An 18099-nucleotide genomic window follows, 5' to 3' on the forward strand; every position below is an offset into this window, starting at 1 on the left:
GCGCAGTTCACTCGCACAGGTGAATCCAGCTCGCGACGCAACGCCCCGGTTCCGGTGGAGCGGCCCGGGCGCGGATGTGAGTGTCGTGGCTCCCGCCTATCAGCCTAATTCTCCGGATCGGCAGCGTTGCGGTAGACGGCTCGATCGGTGTCGACGCGCTGAAGGATGCCGTCCGATGCGAGGTCGCGCAGGATCTGCCGGGCGCGCTTCTCGTCGACAGCGTGGCCGGCCTCGTGCCGGGAGGGCAGTGGGAGGAGCGCCGGACGCCCGGTACGTTCACCCTGCCCGCGCACGTGGCGTTCTTCTCCGGCTTCCTGCCGAAGCTCCCGCAGCCGAAGCAGCCCCCGCGGCTGTGGGAGTGCCGGCCGCCGGCGTTCAAGACGGTCGACCCGCGCACGTTCGTCTTCGACGCGCCGAACCTCCTCGTCGGGCTCGGCCGGCACGGCTACCGCACGGTGTGCATCGGCGGCGTCACGTACTTCTCCCGGGAGACGCCGCTCGGGTCCGTCCTGCCGGACATGTTCGACGAGGACTTCTGGCGGCCGGATTTCTGCTCGCCGGAGCCGGACTCGACCCGCCCTCATGCCTCGGACCCCGGAGCCCCGCTTGCTCGCTCCTTTCATGCCTCAGACGAGAACCAACCGGGGAAACGAGAGCATGGGCGGGGAAACCGGGGATCCTCGCTGATGCTCGACCTTCCGGCGGTGAGAGTGGTGGCCACCGCCGTTGTTCTGGACGGGGAACGGGGCGAGGCGGTCGTCGACCCCTACCGCGAGATCACCGCCCCCGCGTGGACGGCGGCCGGAGTCCGGCACTGACCCGCCGACAGCAAGCCGGGCGAGCCCCCGGCCGTCGCCGGTGTCGGCTCGATGTGGGGCAGCCGCACCCGCGCGGACCCTCGGGCACTCACACCTACCAGCGTGCCGCCGTCCCAGCCCGGACCGGCGCCCGGGTACGCCCGGCCGGCCGATAGCCGCCGTCCCTGCCCGTCAGTACGGACAACGGCAACCGTCGCCGCGTCGGGACGCCGCACCACAGCGGCCCGTTGCCGGTCAGTTGTCCAAGCTCAGCCGGACTTCCGCCGAGCTGGCGCGAGCGAACGTGAAGTCGAAGTGCTCGACCGTGCCCATGCCGTCGGCGAACGCGCTGCGCACCTCGCCGCTGGAACTGTGGATGTGGAGTGCGGCGAAGTCGCCGTCGGGGCGGGTGTCCTTGACCCAGCCGTACACGCGGAGGTTCCCGTTGCTGCAGGCCAGACGGTATTCGGCTTCGGCACCAGGGATGCTGGTGACCTTGTGGGCTCCGCAGGCCGCAGCGCCGGCACCGGCCGCGCCGGCGAGGACGAGACCGGATGAGGCGAGGAACAAAGAGCTTGCGGCGGCGAGGGTGCGGTGTGAACGCGGCAAGATACGGATCCCTTCTCGGCAGTACGGGCCGGGTGGTCGGCCGGCCCCGTCAGTCGGAACCGTACGCATCGCGCCTCACCGTCCTCGGGGACCGCTGCTCGTAACCACCCGAAGGTGTGCTGACTGCGGGTAGGACGCTGACCCTCCCGCCGGGCCGCCGCCCACCGCCTCGGCGTTCCCCTGTTCGCCGCCGACGCTCCAACCCCCGTGTCGTGAAACGCAAGATGTCGAACTTCGGCGTCAAACGAGCCGCCCACGCGCGCTGGCCACAGCCCACCCGCCACCCAGCCGAAGCGGTCGCCATCGCACGGCACTACAAGACCGCCCCGAGCAACCCGCGATGGCGGTCAACGAGACGATCGCCGCGTTCGTCCTGGGTGGCAGTGCGCCCGGGCCGCGGGTGGGGTGGGCACGGTGCGGTCCTGGTCGACCGAGACCGGGTTCCTGCTGCCGGGTGGCGAGCGCAAGGTGCGCCCGGACGGGGTGTGGCAGGCCGCGGAGATCGGGGTTCCGGTGCTGATGGTCGAGGTCGACCGCTCCACCATGGCTCCGGCCGACATGGCCGCGAAGTCCCCCGGTACCGCGAGCTGTTCCGCGGCAAGGTCCGCGACAACGACCTGGCCCGCTCCGACCGGGAGCCGGCCGACCGGATGGTGCACTGGTGGCTTCGTACCTGGCCCGGGCACACCCGTGTCGGGTACCCGCCGGTCGCCCCGGTCGTCACCGACGCCGGTCCGGTGGACCTGGCCAACCGTCAGCAGGCGGTGGCGGACCTGGCGCGCGACGCCTGGGGCGGCGGCTGGTGGACCGTCCCCACCCACGACGCGGACGGGGACGGCTGTCGCGAGTACGACGACGCGGTGCCGGTCATCGCCACCACTCTGGAGCTGCTGGCCGAGTACGGCCCGCTTGGGCCGGTGTGGTGGCGCTACGGCGGCCCCGGCCGGCACTCCCTGCTCGATGCGCTCGACAACCCGGACAACCGTGCCGCCTACGACCGGCGCCAGAAGAGGGAGAAGAAGGCCCGCCAGGACCACTGCGACCTGATGTGGACCCTGGCCTGCGCCGACCGTGGCCAGGTCCCGAAGGAGGAGAGCACCTGGGAGTACGGCCCGGACGGCAACGAGCAGTGGACCCGCCGCCTCGGCGGCCGCTGCTGGACCTGCCACCAGGAACACACGCAGTGCCTGGAACGGGAGGCCGAAGAACAGCTGGAGGCGGCCCGGGGGGGGGCGAACGCCGCGTTGCGCCGGTGCTGGCCGTCCCGGGGCTTTGTCGGCGGGTCGGAGGGCTCGCCGCTGGTACTCGATGAGTAGGCCGGCCCGGACCGGCTGGAGTGACCGGAATGAACGCCCCGGGCCTGCGTACTTGGCCACCGCGGGGATGTTCCTGCTATCGTGACGCCCCTGCAATTTGAACGTGTTCAATATTGGGGGGCGAGTGGATACGTCGGGCGTGTGTCGGCCGGTGCCGCGGGCGGCACGGGTTCTGGTGGTACTGGCGATGCTGTGCGCGGCACCAGCACTGGTCTGGGTGGCCGCCAGCGGCGGGACCTTCATCAACGGTCCGCTGGTGCTCGGTTCACTGGTAACACCCGCACCCCTTTTCGCGCGGGACGCGGACAACTTTCGGGCAGCTTGCCGGATCACCGGCTGGGGGGTGCTCGCGTTCTCGGCTGTCGGCTTCCTCTTCGGCCTCTTCATGCTGGCGCCGGTGGGCATCGTTCTGCTCGCCGCGGCAAGCCGGTCGCGTCCTGGGTCCCGCCGCGTCCCGCTGCTGGTCGGCACCCTGGTGTCGGTGGTGACCCTCGGCCTTGCCGGCTGGGTGTTCGGCCCGTTGCTGATCGGCCCGTACTTCAGGGAGCCGGACGCTTTCCTCGCCACCGTCGGCGAGGGCAGTTCACTCCTTGGCCCGTCGCTTCCGGCGGAGCTCCTGGTCGACGGCTCAGGCCTCGGCCACGGTGCCACAAGCGTCAGTGTGGGGGAGACCGGCGGAGTACCGGGCGGCACGCTCACCGTCGTCTTCGCCCCTCACACCCCCGCCGCCGATCTGGCCGTCCTGCGGCAGAGGATCGCCGGCCTGCCGGGCGTCAGCGATGTCAGGCTCTGCAGCCCACCGGCCCACAACTGCCGCTGACCGGGAACCGGACCCGCCGCCCGGGTGGCCGCTGCCGCTTGCCTGCGCGCCGGCGGGCCACTTCGGGCCGGCGCCGTGCGTTCCACGCGGCCACATGGTGGGCCGATGCCCGTGCACCGTCCTCGAATGTCGTCGCGACCCATCCGCTGCGCAGTTTCTCGGCGAACTCCTCGACCGTGACCAGGCCCCAGCAGTCGATGAGCCCGTCGGCGTAGATGAGCAGATCGGTGAGGAAGTAGTTGCCGCCGTTACGGATGAACACGTGCCGCCACGTACCAAGGGATGCGTTCGCCGTCCGCGTGCCTGAAAGTGCGTCGAGATCCTGACATGCCCGCCACCGTAGAGGCCGCAGTTCGCGCTCCTCCTGCGGGCCCGGCTGCGGGTCGAGCACCGGACCCTTCGCCGTACCCGCCCCCGCTGCACAAGGCACTCCATGCGGCGGGGCCTGATTCGGGAGATGCAGCACCAGCGCGTCCTGCGGGCCACGATCGAGCAGCACGCCCGGTACCGGCCGGGCTCCCGGTCGGCGCGGGATCCACGGTGCCGGCGGGGGCCCTTCAACTGGCACCGCAAGGGCGGCGCGCTGCTGCTCGGCGCCGAGGTCCACGGCGAACCGGGCCCCTCGGCGCCTGGACCGAGGACGACGACCAGGAAGAGCCCGGCGGGCCCAGGGGCGAGGACCGCACCGTGTGCTGCCGAGAGCCCCGGCCGGGGCCGCCGACACCCGGGGCGCCCCGACGGCGCCACAGAGGCGCGTGTCTGGCCCGGTCCCGGTAGCGGCACTGTCGGCAGGACATGCCAGGCTGCGTCCGACCTACCTGCCGAAATACCACCCGGGGAGGGGTGCATGGCCGCAGACTTCTACTACGCCGAGAACGAGAACAGCGAACGCGTCGACGACCCGTCCGAAGCTGCCATACGCACGCTACTCAACGGGCTCGACACCGCGGAGAACACATTCGTTGTCCTCCAGGACAGCGAGGACGAGTCGTCCTGGTTCGCCTCGGTCGCGCTGGAGGACGAGGGCGGCTACGAGATCGTCCTGCGTGATCCGTCCTGCAGGGAACACGTCGTGACCACGGAGACCAGCGCCGAGCAGATCGCGCGAGACCTCGTCCTGTGGATCGCCCGACGTGACTTCCGGGGACGGACAGGGCGCCACACTGCCCCGCGGCCTGACGTCGCCGGACTCGCGCAACTCGCCGGTCTGGACCCAGCGGCTGCTGAGCCGCTGCTTCCGTGGGACCTGGCCCAGGACATCGCCGGAATCCAGCTCCCCGCCGATTACCGAGCATTCGTCGATCTCTTCGGCCCCGGCGAGCTACGGGGAGAACTCGGCATCGTGACTCCGCGGCCATTGCCCGGCGGACCCATCAGCGTCGACGCTCTCTCCCGCAAGGTCAACTGGCTCACCAGCGATACCGGAGCCGCATTCAAGCAGATGCGGGAGGATTCGTTCGATCTCTGCCCGTACCCCGTCTACCCCGAGCCCGGCGGGCTGTTGTACTGGGCGAGCAACTACAACGGAGATTACTGCTTCTGGCTTACCGAAGGAGACAACCCGGACCGCTGGCCCGTCATGGTGTGGCTGCGAGGCGAGTTCCCCGACGGCTGGCACCACTACGACATGGGCATGGCCCGGTTCCTCCTGCTGGCGCTCTCAGGTGAGGACGCCACCCTGGACGATCTCGGGCTCGCGACGTCGACCTCGCCGGTATGGGTTCCAGACCACGACGTCGACGCCACGCAGCAGTAGCCCGGAGGACAGGATCTTCAAACCCTCAGCCACTGCTCAGCAGACCGTCACATCGGTTACAGAGAGCTACTTGTCACTTCGCCGTAGCTATGCGAGCGCAGGGCCGAGTCAATGGGCTCGGCCTGGTGGTGCGGGTGCAGGCGGGCGCCGGCAGCGTGGCGACCCGGCCGGTCGATGTCGGAGGACTTGTCCGCAAGGGCCCGGGGCTTCTGCGCAACCCACGCGGGTGACAGCTCGCTGTCCTGAGAGCTCACGGAAGGGGGATCCTGCCCCATCACGCGGGCAAGTGCCACCGCCGCGAGACGGCCGGTACACGACGCCGACCGGACACCCACCCGAAGCCCCAGGTCGAGCTCGTTCGGAAATGACAGGTAGTGGTGGAATCCACACGCCAGGTCAGCGGATGACCGCCGGTGGAAGTTCGGTACGCCGTCCCAGGTCTCCAGCCGCGTCACCCGACTGGACCGGATCCTCCGCGAACACCGGGTTTTCCACAGGAATCCCGGCAGGCCAGGACAGTGACCGCTCTGCGGGCAGCCTGACCTCCACGCACCTGCACGAAGAGCACACCCGATGCACGAAGGACGCACCCCATGAACGAGATGACCGGGTGGACCACCCGCACCACCGTCCGACTCGCCGCCGTCGACCACCCCACCGTGCTGGCCGGCGCATGGAACCTGTTCGACCAGACCGCGGCCTGGGCCATCGGGCCGGGCGCCGACCACGGCGACGCCCTCGCCGCCACCGGCGCCTACACCCTCGTGCTCGAAGCCCGCGATCTGCTCGACCAGCCCGGGTACGACGACGAACCCACAGCGCTCGTCCTCGCGGACGGGACCGCGCTCGCCGAACTCCTGGACCAGGCGGAACAACAGCTCGCGGCCGTCGCCGACACCACCGCGCCCGCCGACGCGCACGCCCCGGCCCGGGCCTCCCTGCTCGCCGGCCGGGCCGCGCGGGCCGTCCGCAACGCCACCGGCGGCCCCCGGTGACCGCGCGGTTCGGTGACTTCGTCGCCCTCGCCGCCGAGCACCTCGCCGACGTCGACCGGCTGCCCGTCGAGGACTCCTCGGCACTCGCCCGCACCGCGCTGATCGGGCAGCTCGCCGACTTCACCGAGATCGTGCTCGGCATCGAGCGGCGCTTCGCCTGGGAGGCCGTCGAGGCACTGCCCCACCGGTCCGGGCCCGCCGCCGGCATCGCCGACCGGCTCGCCGACGCCACGTCCACCTACGCCTTCCTCCGCCGCGCTGGCCGAGAGCGGCCGCAAACTCCGCGTCGCCGGCGAGCAGACGCGGATCCTCACCGCCCGGGCCCGCTCCGACGGCTACGACCGGGCCGTCGACCTGATCGCTCCCCGCACCGCGGTGCGCGCCGACCCGCCCCGCACCGCGGAGACCACCGACCGGCTCGCCACCGGCCGTGCTCCTGATTGGGGGGCAGGTGGCCTCGTTCACGTGAGGCGGCAGCGATTGGACAGCGGGTTGGGCCACAGTTGGCGATCTTGAATGCTGCGGATGTTCACGAGAAACGAGAAACGACGTCGCTGGATGGCGCTGGCCCTCCACCCGGAGGGCCGGAGGGCGGAGCGCAGAGGGCCGTGGGGTTGGAGCCTTCGGCGGTCAGCCGGCCTTCGACGGTTCCCCGCCTTGCACCTGGTGTCGCGGTAGGGATAGCCACAGGGCGGATACGCCCGCTGGCTGGGCTGTGGCACGAGGTGACCGTACGTAGCGTCGGCGACATGAAATCCACCTACTTAGCAGGCAAACCACGGTCCGTGCTTCGCCGGCTGAACGTCGGAACAGTCCTGGCCGTCCTGGCCGCTGCGACCGTGACGACGGGAGCCGCCTCGGCGGACACGGTGCACCGAAGCGATCGCGGACGGTTGGTGTCCTTTCAGCAGATCACCACCCTGGCCGCGAAGGAGGATGTCGCCGCGGCACTGACCGCCGCCAGGTACGACGCGAGTACAGTCCGGTTCGGAGTGGACGCCTACCGGCTGGTGTACCGCACCGTGGACCCCAGCGGCCGACCGGTCACCGCCAGCGGACTGCTGGTGCTGCCCCGCGGCGGCGAACACGAGTTGCGGACGGTGTCATTCACCCACGGCACGGCCAGTTACCGCTCCGACGCCCCGTCCTCCATGGTCAAGGCCGGGTTCGTGTCCTCGCCTGCCATCACGTACGCGTCCGCCGGGTTCGCCGCCGCCGCCCCGGACTACATCGGTCTGGGCACCGGCCCGGGACTCCATCCCTGGATGGATGTGCCGTCGGAGACGACCGCCTCCCTGGACATGCTCCGGGCAGCCCGCGCCTTTGTTCCGCGTACGGGTCGGGCGCTGGGACACGACGTGCTGGTCACCGGGTTCTCCCAGGGCGCCTCGGCGGCGATGGGACTCGCACGGGCGCTCCAGGCCGGCGACGACCGGTGGTTCCGGCTCGAAGCCGTCGCGCCGGTCAGCGGCGCCTACGACTTCCAGCACTCCGAGCTGCCGGCACTGCTCGACGGCTCTCTCGACCCGAAATCAAGTGTGCTGTACTCGGCGTACCTTTTCGTCGCCTGGAACCGGCTGCACCATCTGTACGACTCCCCGGACGAGGTCTTCCAGAAGCCGTACAGCAGCACGGTCGAGGCACTGTTCGACGGTTCGCACACCGGCCCGCAACTCTTCGCCGGCACGCCCGACACCATCGACGCACTGCTCACCCCACGCGGCTTCGAGATGCTGCGCCACCCGACCGGCCGCCTGGCCGAGGCACTCCGGGTGGCCGACAGCACCTGCGACTGGGCACCACGCGTCCCGGTCCGCTTGTACGCGGCCGACGCCGACGAGCAGGCGGCCAACGCCAACACCGACCGCTGCGAGGCCACCTTGCGATCGCACGGCGTGAAAGCGGCGGTCGTCGACCTCGCTACCCCGGACTTCGCGGGCTCCAGGCACCTCGGCTCCAACGTCGCCGGCACGGCGGCCATCGTGCGCTGGTTCAGCCAGCTGCGCTGAGAACCCGCTGGCCCGTCCCCGCTCGCGGGACGGGCCAGCGACCGGCGGGTCGGCCACGGTGCGGGGACGCGCCCACCGGGAGCACCCCGTCGTGGAGCCCGGGTCAGCCTGACTGCAAGAACTCGTGAACATCACCCGACCGTGGTTCGGGGCGCCTCCGGGACTCGTGAACAGCCGACGCCACGACTCGTGAACAAGGCCAGGGGGCAGGCCTCCAGTTGCGAGGACGGACGGTCGTGGCCACCCGACCAGCCGAGGAACTCCTCATCACGTCGCCACGGAGCGTGGTGCGGGGGCGGGATCCCCGTGGTGGGAGGCCTTCTCGGCGCGTTGCCCTTCCAGGGGAGGCAACCACGTCTCGGCGACGGCCGAAGACGGTTCACGCGCCGCCGACACCAAGCCCGCCCTCCGACGGAGGCGTCCCGGGCCGTAGCACCGGGCGCACCGCTCGTCGGACGTCCGCTCCGTTGACGGCCTGTCACTCGAAGCGGCGATTTCCGCGCGGCGACGCCACGCCTGTGCCCGACCGATGGCCCGACCGGTGGCCGGGCCGACGGGCGGCCGACCGGCACGGCCAGAACGACGGAGGAGTTCCCCGGACCGGTCGGGGACGGTTCACCCGATGGGATGACCGCGGACCGGCCCGGGCGGCTGCGACCGGTATACGTGACGTGATCCACCGTTCGGAGAGACCACCTGCGAGGGGCCCATGACCGATACGGCCGACACGTCGCCGAGGACGGCCGGCGAGATGCTGCCGACCGCCTACGCCCCCCGGGTGGCCCTGATCCGGGGCGCCATGGAAGCCGGGGACACGGTCCTCGCGGCCCGCCTGGCCGAGGAGCTCCACCAGCACGTCGCCCTGGAGCGCGGTGCCCTGCATCCCGAGGCGCTGCGCGCGCAGGAGGTGCGCGCGTACGTCGCGGCGGTCGGCGGCGATCCCCGGCGGGCGGCCGAACTGTTCAGCGTGGCCGCCACCGCGTGGGCCGGCCTGGGCGCGTCGGAGCAGTGGGCGGCGTCGCGCAACGCGGAGGTCTGCCGGCGTCGTGCGGAGTCGGCGGCGTCCGCCCCCTCGGCGGTCCCCGTCGCCCGGCGCCCGCCCGGCTGCCCGTCCCCGGCCCGGGCGTTCGGACGCGGCACCGTCGTGGCGGTCGTCCTGGCGACGGCACTGCTCTCGGGGGCGGCGGACGCCGGCCCGCGGGCCTACCTCGGGACGGGCCCGCGACCGGTACCCGACGACCAGCCGGTCGCCCCCGCCGTCGTGGGAGCCCTGGAGCGCTCCGCCCCGTCGGCCTCCCTGGCGCCGGGCCCCGTGCCGCCCCCGCCGGATCCCGCGGGCGCGGAGCCCGTCCCCGCGCCGGACGCCGGGCCCGCGGGCGAACAGGAGGACGCGGCCGCAGACCCGGACGGAGGCGGGCCCCGGGCGGGGCGCACACCACTGCCGGGCCCCGGACGGCGACCGGGCCTCCCGGCCGGCGGTGCCCGACCGCGGCCCGCTCCCGACGCCGTGCGGCCGTCCGGCGGCCAGGCCGCCGAAACCGGCTCGGACCCCTGCGCCGCCGCCCGCGCGTACGGCGGCCGACTCCTCGGCTCCCTCGTCGAGCTGTGCCACCGAGCCGCCGAAGCATCGGGCAAGCGGCCACCCGCCCGCTGACACCGTCCCTAGTGCTGTGACCGCATAGGTTCACCGGATTGGCGGGTGGCGCGGTTGGATGGGTGGTGACGTCCATTCCGATTACTGGAGGTGGGGTGGCCGAGCCTGTGCGGGTCCGCAGACTGACCGATCAGGAAGGACAGAAGCTGCAGCAGATCGTCCGCCGGGGCAGCACCAGCTCGGTGCGCTACCGGCGGGCAATGATGTTGTTGGCGTCCGCCGGCGGGAACCGGGTGCCGGTTATCGCCCGGTTGGTCCACGCCGACGAGGACACTGTGCGGGATGTGATCCACCGGTTCAACGAGATCGGTCTGGCCTGCCTGGACCCTCGATGGGCGGGAGGCCGTCCCCGCCTGCTCACCCCTGACGACGAGGACTTCGTCGTCCAGACGGCCACCACCCGCCCCGCCAAGCTCAGCCAGCCCTTCACTCGCTGGTCGGTACGCAAACTCGCCGACTACCTGCGGAAAGTACACGGACGCATCATCCGTATCGGCCGGGAGGCCTTACGCTGCCTGCTCCGGCGCCGCGGCATCACCTTCCAGCGCACCAAGACCTGGAAGGAGTCCCCCGACCCCGACCGCAACGCCAAGCTCGACCGGATCGAGCATGTTGTGGAACGCTTCCCGGACCGGGTCTTTGCCTTCGATGAGTTCGGACCCCTGGGGATCCGGCCCACCGCGGGCTCCTGCTGGGCGAAGCAGGGCAGGCCCGACCGGCTGCCGGCGACCTTCCGCCGCACCCACGGCATCACCTACTTCCACGGCTGCTACTCCGTGGGCGACGACACACTGTGGGGCGTCAACCGCCGCCGCAAGGGCACCGCCAACAGCCTGGCCGCACTGAAGTCGATCCGCGCCGCCCGGCCCGACGGCGCCCCGATCTACATCATTCTGGACAACCTCTCCGCCCACACCGGCGCGGACATCCGCCGCTGGGCGAAGAAGAACAAGGTCGAACTGTGCTTCACCCCGACCTACGCCTCCTGGGCCAACCCGATCGAGGCCCACTTCGGACCGCTGCGGCAGTTCACCATCGCCAACTCCCACCACCCCAACCACACGGTCCAGACCCGGGCCCTGCATGCCTACCTCCGCTGGCGCAACGCCAACGCCCGCCACCGCGACGTCCTGGCCGCCGAACGTAAGGAACGCGCTCGCATCCGCAGCGAGAGAGGCATCCGCTGGGGCGGACGCCCACTCGCCACTGCGGCCTGAGCGAACCGGTGAACCTATGCGGTCAGAACAACTAGCGCTGACTGGGCATCGGCTCGGCAACCTCCGAGAAGGCGCCTGATAGGTGGTCCCGGTCAGCCAAAGTGACCTATCCATAGGGTATTTTGACTGGCCTTCTATCTCAAACCGACTATCCAGGACGAATGAAAGGAGAGCACCATGAGCATCACCAGGACCGCACGTAGGACGCGGGCCAAGATGACCGTGTCCATCGCGGCCCTGGCCGCGGGCTCACTCATACTCACCGCCTGCAGCGGAAGCAGCGACAGCGCCAGCAAGCTCGACGGTACCTACTACGTCAAGGACGTCAACGGCACGTCCGACCTCGGCCAGCTGGTCGTCAAGGGCAACAGTGTCTCGCATCATGAGTACAGCTGCGACGGTGTCTACGAGAAGCCGGGCGTGACCAGCACCGGCGAGTTCAACAAGGATCAGTCCCAGATCATCTGGACGGTCGCCGGAGACGACAGCCGCAACAAGCGGACCGGCAGCGAGCCGATCTCAACCAGCACCACCTCGATCAGCATCAGCGGTAGCGCGTACGTGCGGGACAACTCCGATGCGGGCAAGGCTCTGTTGGACGGCTTCAAGACCAAGTGCGGGAAGTAGCGTCGACGTCCCGCTCGGCCGGCCAAGCAGCGCAGAACCCCGTGGGCATCGCGTCCACGGGGTTCTGTCCTTCCTCGGCTGGTCAAGCCTCTGACGTCTACTCCTGAAGCTGCAGCGCCCGGTATTCCTCGATCGTCTCCGGCGGCTGGCCGTATTTCGGGGCATGCCGCTCGACGAAATCGAGTTCGGCCCACGCCTCTGGCCTCCGAATCCTCGACTGGGCCACCACGACGAACATCACGGCGCTGACGCCGATGTTGGACAGACACCACCCCGTCAGCAGCACCATCAGCACCACAGGCAGATCATTCTCGATCTCCATGGTGCCCAAAACGCCCAAGCCTGCGCCGTTGACCAGAAGGCCCGCCACGTACCCCTCGACCGAGCCGACCAGACGCGCCAGGATCCTCGGCTCGTCACGATGCCGCACGGCGCGCACCATCTCGCCGACGAACACTACGGTAGCCACAGCCGCCGCAGCACTCAGTGCCTGCTCACGGATCCCGGTGACTGGCTGCGTAGGTCATAGGCGAGAGCACTTGTCGGTGGGTTCCGGCATCACTCGTTGGCTGCGGATCCGACGAATGTTGGTGAGAAGTAGGAACACTGGCGTGGCGGGTGCGTGGTGGTCACGCGTGCGGAAGCAGGCTGGGCTGTGTCAGCATGACGCCATGCTGATCCGAAAGGTCGATGCCGCGTAGGCGTCCGAAGGCCGTCCGTGCTGAACGGTGGCGGCCGCGCAGGAATGTTGCAGTGCGTCGGGTCCGAGGGGTCTCCGCGCGGACCCGTGCAGCGATCCGCCGTCTCGAAGACGAGCGGCTATGGCCCAACGCTGTCGCTGACGCCTTGGACCGCTTCGAGTGGATGTTCAAGCTGCCGGGCCGCTATCTCAGTGCGTCCCATGTCTGGCAGCCTGGCTTGGAGGTCGAGTATGCCCGCGATGACCTGGAAGAGGTCATGCTCCACCTCCCTTGTGGTGCCCGGCGGGACCTGGGCCGGCTGGTGGATCGCATCGACGACGAGTTCGAGCGCCGCACGCTGCCGAACCCGGGTCCCGTCGATGCGTGGACGGTGGGCGGCTGGTGGTGGTCGAGAATCCGGGAGCGCTGAGGACGTTCCACGAATCCGTGGCGTGCGATGTCAGCCGACGGCTTGCTGTTCGGCGCGGGCGCGGGTGCTTGCGAGGCGGTAGGAGTCGGTGCCGGTCTCGATGATGGTGCCGTTGAAGGTGAGGCGGTCGACGATGGCCGCGCAGAGGCGGGGGTCGGTGAAGGTCTTGGTCCAGCCGGCGAACGACTCGTTCGAGGCGATGGCGACGCTGTTCTTCTCCTCCCGCTCGGTCAGAACCTGGAACAGCAACTCGGCTCCTCTGCGGTCGAGTTCCATGTAGCCCAGCTCGTCGATGCAGAGCAGGTCGACGCGGCCGTAGCGGGCGATGGTCTTGGCGAGCTGCTTCTCGTCGGCTGCCTCGACGAGCTCGTTGACGAGCTTGGTGGCGAGCACGTACTTGACGCGGAAGCCGGCCATCGCGGCCTCGGTGCCGAGCGCGATCAGCAGGTGGGACTTGCCGGTGCCGGAGTCGCCGATCAGGCAGAGCGGCAGACTCTTCTTGATCCACTCGCAGGCCGCGAGGGTGTGGATCGTCGCCGGGTCGATGTTCGGGTTCGCGTCGAAGTCGAACTTCTGGAGTTATCTGGGGTAAGAGTAATTCGATCTTGCAGAGTAGCTGATCAGAGCATTGATGACGCGTCTGGAAGGTGGCTGGATTCGCTCGCCCTGCCGGGCGATCTGATCTTGGAGGTAAGTCGCTGTCCTGGCGGGGTGGTCCATCCGTAGGATCGCGTCATGACTTCCGATGCCCCACTCACCCGAGAGTCGTTCCGACGCGTTCTGTCGATCAACACGCCCGGACCGATGTCGCAGTTGCCTGGTCGTGTCTGGACGGACGCCAACTGGGACCGGATCCGGAGGGGATATCGGGCCCGGGACATGGATGAGAAGTGGAACGTCTTCGCTGAGGACAGGGTCGTTTATCTGCACCGCAGTTGGACCGGCTTTGGCGTCTTCGAAGCGACGTTCGCACCTGTCGAGGGTGGTGGTTGGCGGATTGCCTCAGCCGTCGTGGAAGCGGGCCGCGGGGGCCTTCATGGGAACTCGGCCGACTATGACTGTCTGATGCTGGAGCTGGTGCTCAGCGGTGTCGTGCTCGGAGAGCCGGCAGTGGAACTTCGTCAACAGCTGGTGGAGGTGGTGCGTCAGGCCTCGGGAGTCACTGACGCTTCCGCCGGTGTGGTTCAGCACAGCATGCTGGGGCTGCGTTCGGACTCGTAGCCAGCGTCTCGATCGGGCTGACTGCAATTGGTCACGTGCCAGTGTCCGTGGCATGGAGTTCGCGCTGCAAGCGGAGGATCTCTCCATGGGCGGCGGCGAGCCTCTGCTGCAGATCGCGGACTTGCTCTCGGCGGGTGGTGCGTTCGTGTCGGAGGGCCTGTGTCAGGGTCTGGATCACGGTGCCGTCGCTGTTCGTCGCGGCGTCGGCAAGAGTGTTTGTCTTGGGGTTCTGCTGACTGCGCAGGGTCTCGATGCGGCGTCGCAGGTCGGGGTGGCTGTAGAGAAAGTCGAGGCTGACACCTCCGGCTCGGGCGACCGATCGGAAGTTGATCTCTGATCCGGACTTGAGGAGCGACCGGAGCCCTGCCTCCGCGCGGTTGGTTGCGCCCTTGCTCTTGTCCTGGGCTGCCTTCTTGAGGGCTGTGACGCGGCGAGTGCCAATGTCCTTGTCGGCGGGGGCGGGGAGTTCAGTCATCGAAGTGGCCGACTTTCGTGCCCGACGCTGCGGAGTGGTCTTGGTAGCCGTCGCGGCCCAGGACGCCGGCGCCGCGAACGGCGGTGGTGCTGTTGTCGGCTTGGGCTTGCAGGGCGGCGATTTCCAGGCGCATGCTGCGGATCTCGGCGTTGCGCTGTTCGAGCCAGACGTTGGCCGAGCTCATCGGCTCCCCGTAGCGATCGGTGTGTCGGGCCTGCCGGGATGCGACCAGGGACTCAGTCTCGGTGAGCTGGCGTTGGATGTCGGGCAGGAAGGTGCGGTCGGTGGCGAAGTGGTCGCAGCCGTGGCAGGCGTTGCCCTTGTCGCAGGAGCGGGTGGGCGGCAGGAGGCAGTAACCGTTGGGCAGGATGCGGTCAGTGCGACGGTCGAGCTGGACCAGGTCGAGCATGTCGCGACGGTCCATGCCGAGTTCACGGCCGTCCCGGCCGACCTTGGCCAGGGTGAGGAATTCCCGCTCGGCGGTGCTGGCCAGGGTCGCGGCATAGCGCATCGTCATTTCGGGAGACAGGTGGCCGAGGTAGCGCTGGACGACGTGGATGGGGGCGCCGGCGTTGATCAGAGTGGTCGCCTTCGTGTGGCGGAGCCGGTGGCTGCGTGAGTAGAGCAGGAGCTCGCCGCGGGAGTCGCGCAGGTCCAGGTGGTGGCTGAACTGCTTCAGGACGCGGTTGTAGTTGCTGGTTTCCCAGGACTTGGTGCCGTGCCGGTTGCCGGTGGTCTTCGGGAACAGGTAGCGGACAGCGCCGGAGGGGCCGAGGTTCCAGTGCTCGCGCACCCATGCCTGCTGTTCCCGCACGATCTCGACCACGTCGCGGCCGACGAGGATGGTGTTCGGCGCCCCGTCGATCTTCGTCTGCTGGTAGCGGAGCCGGGCGACCATCCCGCCCTCGGGGACCGCGGCGGCGTCCAGGCCGGGGATGTCGGACAGCGGCTCGAAGTCCATCAGCAGCACCTCGCTGGCCCGGCGCCCAGTCAGAGCCTGGATCAGCCAGGCCCGCATGACCGCGGGCTGGCCCAGCCCGGCCAGTTCGACCTGGCATGCGTCGCGGACGATGGTTCGGCTCTGCTCGGCGGGCAGGCCGAGGATCTCGATGTGGGTGAGCATGCTGCTGAGGTCGGTGTCGTTGATGTAGTTGCGTTCATCCGCCTCGCGGAGCTCACGCTGCCGGGGCCGGTCGGCGGGGCGGAACATGCGGGCATGGCTGTCGGTGAGCTCCAGCCAACGAGCGTCGTCGAGGGCCTCGGCCGCCTCAGCCCGGCAGTCGGCCATCACCCGGTAGAACAGGTCGATCGTCTGCAGATTCTTGTTGATCGTCCGCGCTTGGAGGCTGCCGCCGACCTCGCGGCGGCCCGAATGCTCGCGCCGCCAGTGGTGCAGGAAAGTGCCGAATTCCAGCGCGAGGGAGCGCAGGCTCCGCTCGGAGCCGACCGCCAGCACGGGGTGGTCGATGCCGCGCTCTGTCACGAACGCCGCGAAGCGTGCCGTGTTCACGCGGTGCTGCATCACCGTGGACCAGGTCAGCTGCCCGGACTCCATCTGCAGTCGGAGGTAGAACTTGGTGCCTTCTCGCAGCCAGGCAGGGCTGATGTCGGCCCAGCGGACGGCGGTGTTCGCGCGCGGCTCGTGCTCGCGTCGCGGGATGCGTGGATCAAGCCGCAGCGACCAGATGTCGTGTCGCCACCAATCGATCTCGCTGCTGTACTGCCGCAGCAGCCGCTCCAGCATGCCGCGCAGAGCGTGCTCGGCCCGCAGCCGGTGCCCAGGGGCTGGCATCCGGCCCTTGTCCGCGTGGAAGGCCCGGGCCCAGGCAGCCATCCATTCGGTCAGCGGCAGGTCGGCGAAGGACGTGACGTGCCGCTGCCGGGCGATGACGGCGGCCGCGGTGGCCGCCCAGCGGTTCCACTCGCTGGCGTGGATCTGCCGTTCGCCCGTGCGCGCGCAGGTGGCCAGCCACCAGCCGACCTCGCGGCGCATGACCTCGGGCAAGGAGGTAAGGTCGAGCCGGACCTGCCGCGATCCGCGCATGAATACCCCGGCCAGGCGCTCATCGCGCGGGTCGAACAGCGGGCCGGTGAAGACCGGGTCCAAGCCATCGACCAGCACGGCGCTCTGGGCCCACCGGTCCGAGGCGGCCCCGCCCTTCACTGCGGTCGGCGGGCAACCGTGGTCGCTCATGCTGAACTCTCCTCTAGACCACGCCAGTTGGCGGTGAACGATTTCCAGTTCGCCAGCGTCTTCAGCTCGGCGTCCTCAGTGACCCAGCCGTAGAGGTTCAGCGTGGTCTGCACGTCGGCGTGACCAAGCCGTCGCATCACCACGTGTTCGTGGGCGCCGGCCAGCAGCAGGGCAGTCGCGTGGGTATGGCGCCACCAGTGAGGCGTCCAGGCGGCGGGAACTGCCTTGCCCAGGCGGCGCTTCAGAGTGCCGACCAGGTCGTAGACGGTCTCCGGCCGCAGCGGCGCGAGCCACTCGCCGCGACGCAGGTTGACGAACACCCACCAGTTCTCCAGGTCCACGGCCCGGTGGGCGTCGGTGTCGCAGAGCTGCCACACGTACTCGCTGTGCAGGCGCTCCAGGTCGTCGCTGATGTAGACGCGACGGAACCGGCTGTTCTTCACCCGGACCCCGGCCGGATGATCCTGCCGTGGCACGACCTCAACGAACGGGGTGCCGCCCCGGCCGACATGCCAGTCGCAGTGCTTGAGCGAGAGGCACTCGCCCAGCCGCATCCCGGTCTCGCTCAGCGTCGCGAACAGCAGCCGGTCGCGTACCGACCCCAACCACTGGCCCGAGGCCGCGTCGAAGCGCGCGCACCCGTCGAGGATCGCCTCGGCCTGGGCGGGTGTGAGTACTGGTGCTGGTCCGCGTTCGCAACTTCGGATCCGCACCGCCGGGCTCGCGTGGTCGGCGCCGCGGTCCAGGTGGGCCAGGCCCCGGACGTATCGGCTGCGGGCCCGTCGTCCACCCATCCGGTAGAGCCGCCCGGCAACCGGCACCCCGTGGACATCCGCGTGATACCGGTAGAACGACAGCACTGCCGCCACCCGCAGCCCCACCGTCGACTCCGCCGCCCCCTCTGCGGACGCGCCCGCAGTCGGCAGGCGGTTCACTCCGACCGGATCACCGGTCCGCAGCACCGTCAAGAACGGAAGGAACGACGGCAGCGTCACCCCATCCCAGGCCAGCCCGGCTGCCTCCAGGTAGTCCCACCACGCGCTCAGCGACGCGGCATATGACCTGACGGTGTTCGGTGACGCATCCCGGCCGACGCGGAGGAACTCCAAGAACTCCTCGATCGGCGCAACTGGCAAGTGATCCGACCCGACAACCGTCCACGTCCGGCCCGGACACAACTCGACTCTCTGCACTGGCACGACGCCATGCTGCCGACGTCACCGACGCTGCCAGAACACCCCGGATAGCGAAACGCCGACGACCATCAGGACGAGTGAACCCCACGCTGACAGACGTTCC

17 protein-coding genes and 2 pseudogenes are annotated in these 18099 nt (G+C 69.8%); 12 read left to right on the plus strand and 7 right to left on the minus strand.

Annotated features, from left to right (window positions below; all coding sequences use genetic code 11):
• The first annotated feature begins 80 nt into the window (after positions 1-80).
• Positions 81-818 (plus strand): hypothetical protein, encoded by a 738-nt coding sequence (locus tag ACFVHV_RS00725; protein ID WP_380347853.1) that lies wholly within the window; start codon positions 81-83, stop codon positions 816-818.
• 234 nt (positions 819-1052) lie between these two features.
• Here ACFVHV_RS00725 and ACFVHV_RS00730 read toward each other — a convergent pair whose 3' ends face one another.
• The gene (locus tag ACFVHV_RS00730; protein ID WP_380347855.1) at positions 1053-1406 is read right to left on the minus strand and encodes a hypothetical protein; all 354 of its coding nucleotides are present in this window, start codon (positions 1404-1406) and stop codon (positions 1053-1055) included.
• Between the two features lie 650 nt (positions 1407-2056).
• Here ACFVHV_RS00730 and ACFVHV_RS00735 point away from each other — a divergent pair.
• Both ACFVHV_RS00735 and ACFVHV_RS00740 read left to right on the plus strand, forming a co-directional pair.
• Positions 2057-2722, plus strand: a complete 666-nt coding sequence (locus ACFVHV_RS00735) for a hypothetical protein (RefSeq protein ID WP_380347857.1) — start codon at positions 2057-2059, stop codon at positions 2720-2722.
• A 97-nt stretch (positions 2723-2819) separates the two neighbouring features.
• Positions 2820-3542 (plus strand): hypothetical protein, encoded by a 723-nt coding sequence (locus ACFVHV_RS00740; protein ID WP_380347859.1) that lies wholly within the window; start codon positions 2820-2822, stop codon positions 3540-3542.
• Positions 3543-3624: 82 nt separating this feature from the next.
• Here the strand turns inward: ACFVHV_RS00740 and ACFVHV_RS00745 are convergent.
• Positions 3625-3871: pseudogene (locus ACFVHV_RS00745) on the minus strand (DUF1768 domain-containing protein); the annotation flags it as partial.
• A gap of 518 nt (positions 3872-4389) precedes the next feature.
• Between ACFVHV_RS00745 and ACFVHV_RS00750 the strand changes: the two are divergent.
• The 7 genes from ACFVHV_RS00750 to ACFVHV_RS00780 all read left to right on the plus strand — a co-directional run bounded on the left by ACFVHV_RS00750 (position 4390) and on the right by ACFVHV_RS00780 (position 11800).
• Positions 4390-5298, plus strand: coding sequence for an SMI1/KNR4 family protein (locus ACFVHV_RS00750; RefSeq protein WP_380347861.1), 909 nt, complete (start codon positions 4390-4392; stop codon positions 5296-5298).
• A gap of 593 nt (positions 5299-5891) precedes the next feature.
• On the plus strand, positions 5892-6293 hold the full coding sequence (locus tag ACFVHV_RS00755; protein ID WP_380347863.1) for a hypothetical protein: 402 nt from the start codon (positions 5892-5894) through the stop codon (positions 6291-6293).
• Positions 6290-6733 carry a hypothetical protein gene (locus tag ACFVHV_RS00760; RefSeq protein ID WP_380347864.1) on the plus strand — a complete coding sequence of 148 codons (444 nt, stop codon included), beginning with the start codon at positions 6290-6292 and terminating at the stop codon, positions 6731-6733. Before ACFVHV_RS00755 ends, ACFVHV_RS00760 begins: the two co-directional genes overlap by 4 nt.
• A gap of 456 nt (positions 6734-7189) precedes the next feature.
• Positions 7190-8302, plus strand: a complete 1113-nt coding sequence (locus ACFVHV_RS00765; protein ID WP_380347866.1) for a lipase — start codon at positions 7190-7192, stop codon at positions 8300-8302.
• A gap of 709 nt (positions 8303-9011) precedes the next feature.
• Positions 9012-9956: a hypothetical protein gene (locus ACFVHV_RS00770; RefSeq protein ID WP_380347868.1), complete on the plus strand. Its 945-nt coding sequence runs from the start codon at positions 9012-9014 to the stop codon at positions 9954-9956.
• A 95-nt stretch (positions 9957-10051) separates the two neighbouring features.
• Positions 10052-11173, plus strand: coding sequence for an IS630 family transposase (locus tag ACFVHV_RS00775; RefSeq protein ID WP_360211085.1), 1122 nt, complete (start codon positions 10052-10054; stop codon positions 11171-11173).
• Between the two features lie 177 nt (positions 11174-11350).
• Positions 11351-11800: a hypothetical protein gene (locus tag ACFVHV_RS00780; protein WP_360211087.1), complete on the plus strand. Its 450-nt coding sequence runs from the start codon at positions 11351-11353 to the stop codon at positions 11798-11800.
• A gap of 97 nt (positions 11801-11897) precedes the next feature.
• On the opposite strand, the gene ACFVHV_RS00785 is transcribed toward ACFVHV_RS00780, so the two are convergent.
• The gene (locus ACFVHV_RS00785) at positions 11898-12269 is read right to left on the minus strand and encodes a hypothetical protein (RefSeq protein WP_380347870.1); all 372 of its coding nucleotides are present in this window, start codon (positions 12267-12269) and stop codon (positions 11898-11900) included.
• 377 nt (positions 12270-12646) lie between these two features.
• On the opposite strand from ACFVHV_RS00785, the gene ACFVHV_RS00790 reads away from it, so the two are divergent.
• Positions 12647-12910 carry a hypothetical protein gene (locus ACFVHV_RS00790; RefSeq protein WP_380347871.1) on the plus strand — a complete coding sequence of 88 codons (264 nt, stop codon included), beginning with the start codon at positions 12647-12649 and terminating at the stop codon, positions 12908-12910.
• 30 nt (positions 12911-12940) lie between these two features.
• Here ACFVHV_RS00790 and ACFVHV_RS00795 read toward each other — a convergent pair.
• A pseudogene (locus ACFVHV_RS00795) lies at positions 12941-13489 on the minus strand (ATP-binding protein); the annotation flags it as partial.
• Positions 13490-13645: 156 nt separating this feature from the next.
• Here ACFVHV_RS00795 and ACFVHV_RS00800 point away from each other — a divergent pair.
• A complete protein-coding gene (locus ACFVHV_RS00800) occupies positions 13646-14131 on the plus strand; it encodes a hypothetical protein (protein ID WP_380347873.1) in 486 nt (161 codons plus the stop codon).
• A gap of 31 nt (positions 14132-14162) precedes the next feature.
• Here ACFVHV_RS00800 and ACFVHV_RS00805 read toward each other — a convergent pair whose 3' ends face one another.
• From ACFVHV_RS00805 to ACFVHV_RS00815, 3 genes are read right to left on the minus strand one after another with little or no spacing between them, the layout of a single operon-like run.
• Positions 14163-14606 carry a DUF6262 family protein gene (locus ACFVHV_RS00805; RefSeq protein ID WP_380347875.1) on the minus strand — a complete coding sequence of 148 codons (444 nt, stop codon included), beginning with the start codon at positions 14604-14606 and terminating at the stop codon, positions 14163-14165.
• A complete protein-coding gene (locus tag ACFVHV_RS00810) occupies positions 14599-16800 on the minus strand; it encodes a tyrosine-type recombinase/integrase (RefSeq protein WP_380347877.1) in 2202 nt (733 codons plus the stop codon). The genes ACFVHV_RS00805 and ACFVHV_RS00810 overlap by 8 nt, the downstream gene beginning before the upstream one ends.
• Positions 16797-17909 (minus strand): tyrosine-type recombinase/integrase, encoded by a 1113-nt coding sequence (locus ACFVHV_RS00815; RefSeq protein WP_380347879.1) that lies wholly within the window; start codon positions 17907-17909, stop codon positions 16797-16799. The genes ACFVHV_RS00810 and ACFVHV_RS00815 overlap by 4 nt, the downstream gene beginning before the upstream one ends.
• Positions 17910-18099 lie beyond the last annotated feature (190 nt).

This window comes from Kitasatospora sp. NPDC127116 (assembly GCF_042677365.1).
In the GTDB taxonomy this organism is placed as follows: Bacteria; Actinomycetota; Actinomycetes; order Streptomycetales; family Streptomycetaceae; genus Kitasatospora; species Kitasatospora lactacystinica.

Bases quoted from the DNA above. Each gene is read 5' to 3' on its own strand.
- ACFVHV_RS00755 (WP_380347863.1), top strand. From the start codon at position 5,892: ATGAACGAGATGACCGGGTGGACCACCCGCACCACCGTCCGACTCGCC.
- ACFVHV_RS00735 (WP_380347857.1), top strand. From the start codon at position 2,057: ATGGTGCACTGGTGGCTTCGTACCTGGCCCGGGCACACCCGTGTCGGG.
- ACFVHV_RS00810 (WP_380347877.1), bottom strand. From the start codon at position 16,800: ATGAGCGACCACGGTTGCCCGCCGACCGCAGTGAAGGGCGGGGCCGCC.
- ACFVHV_RS00780 (WP_360211087.1), top strand. From the start codon at position 11,351: ATGAGCATCACCAGGACCGCACGTAGGACGCGGGCCAAGATGACCGTG.
- ACFVHV_RS00800 (WP_380347873.1), top strand. From the start codon at position 13,646: ATGACTTCCGATGCCCCACTCACCCGAGAGTCGTTCCGACGCGTTCTG.
- ACFVHV_RS00750 (WP_380347861.1), top strand. From the start codon at position 4,390: ATGGCCGCAGACTTCTACTACGCCGAGAACGAGAACAGCGAACGCGTC.
- ACFVHV_RS00770 (WP_380347868.1), top strand. From the start codon at position 9,012: ATGACCGATACGGCCGACACGTCGCCGAGGACGGCCGGCGAGATGCTG.
- ACFVHV_RS00805 (WP_380347875.1), bottom strand. From the start codon at position 14,606: ATGACTGAACTCCCCGCCCCCGCCGACAAGGACATTGGCACTCGCCGC.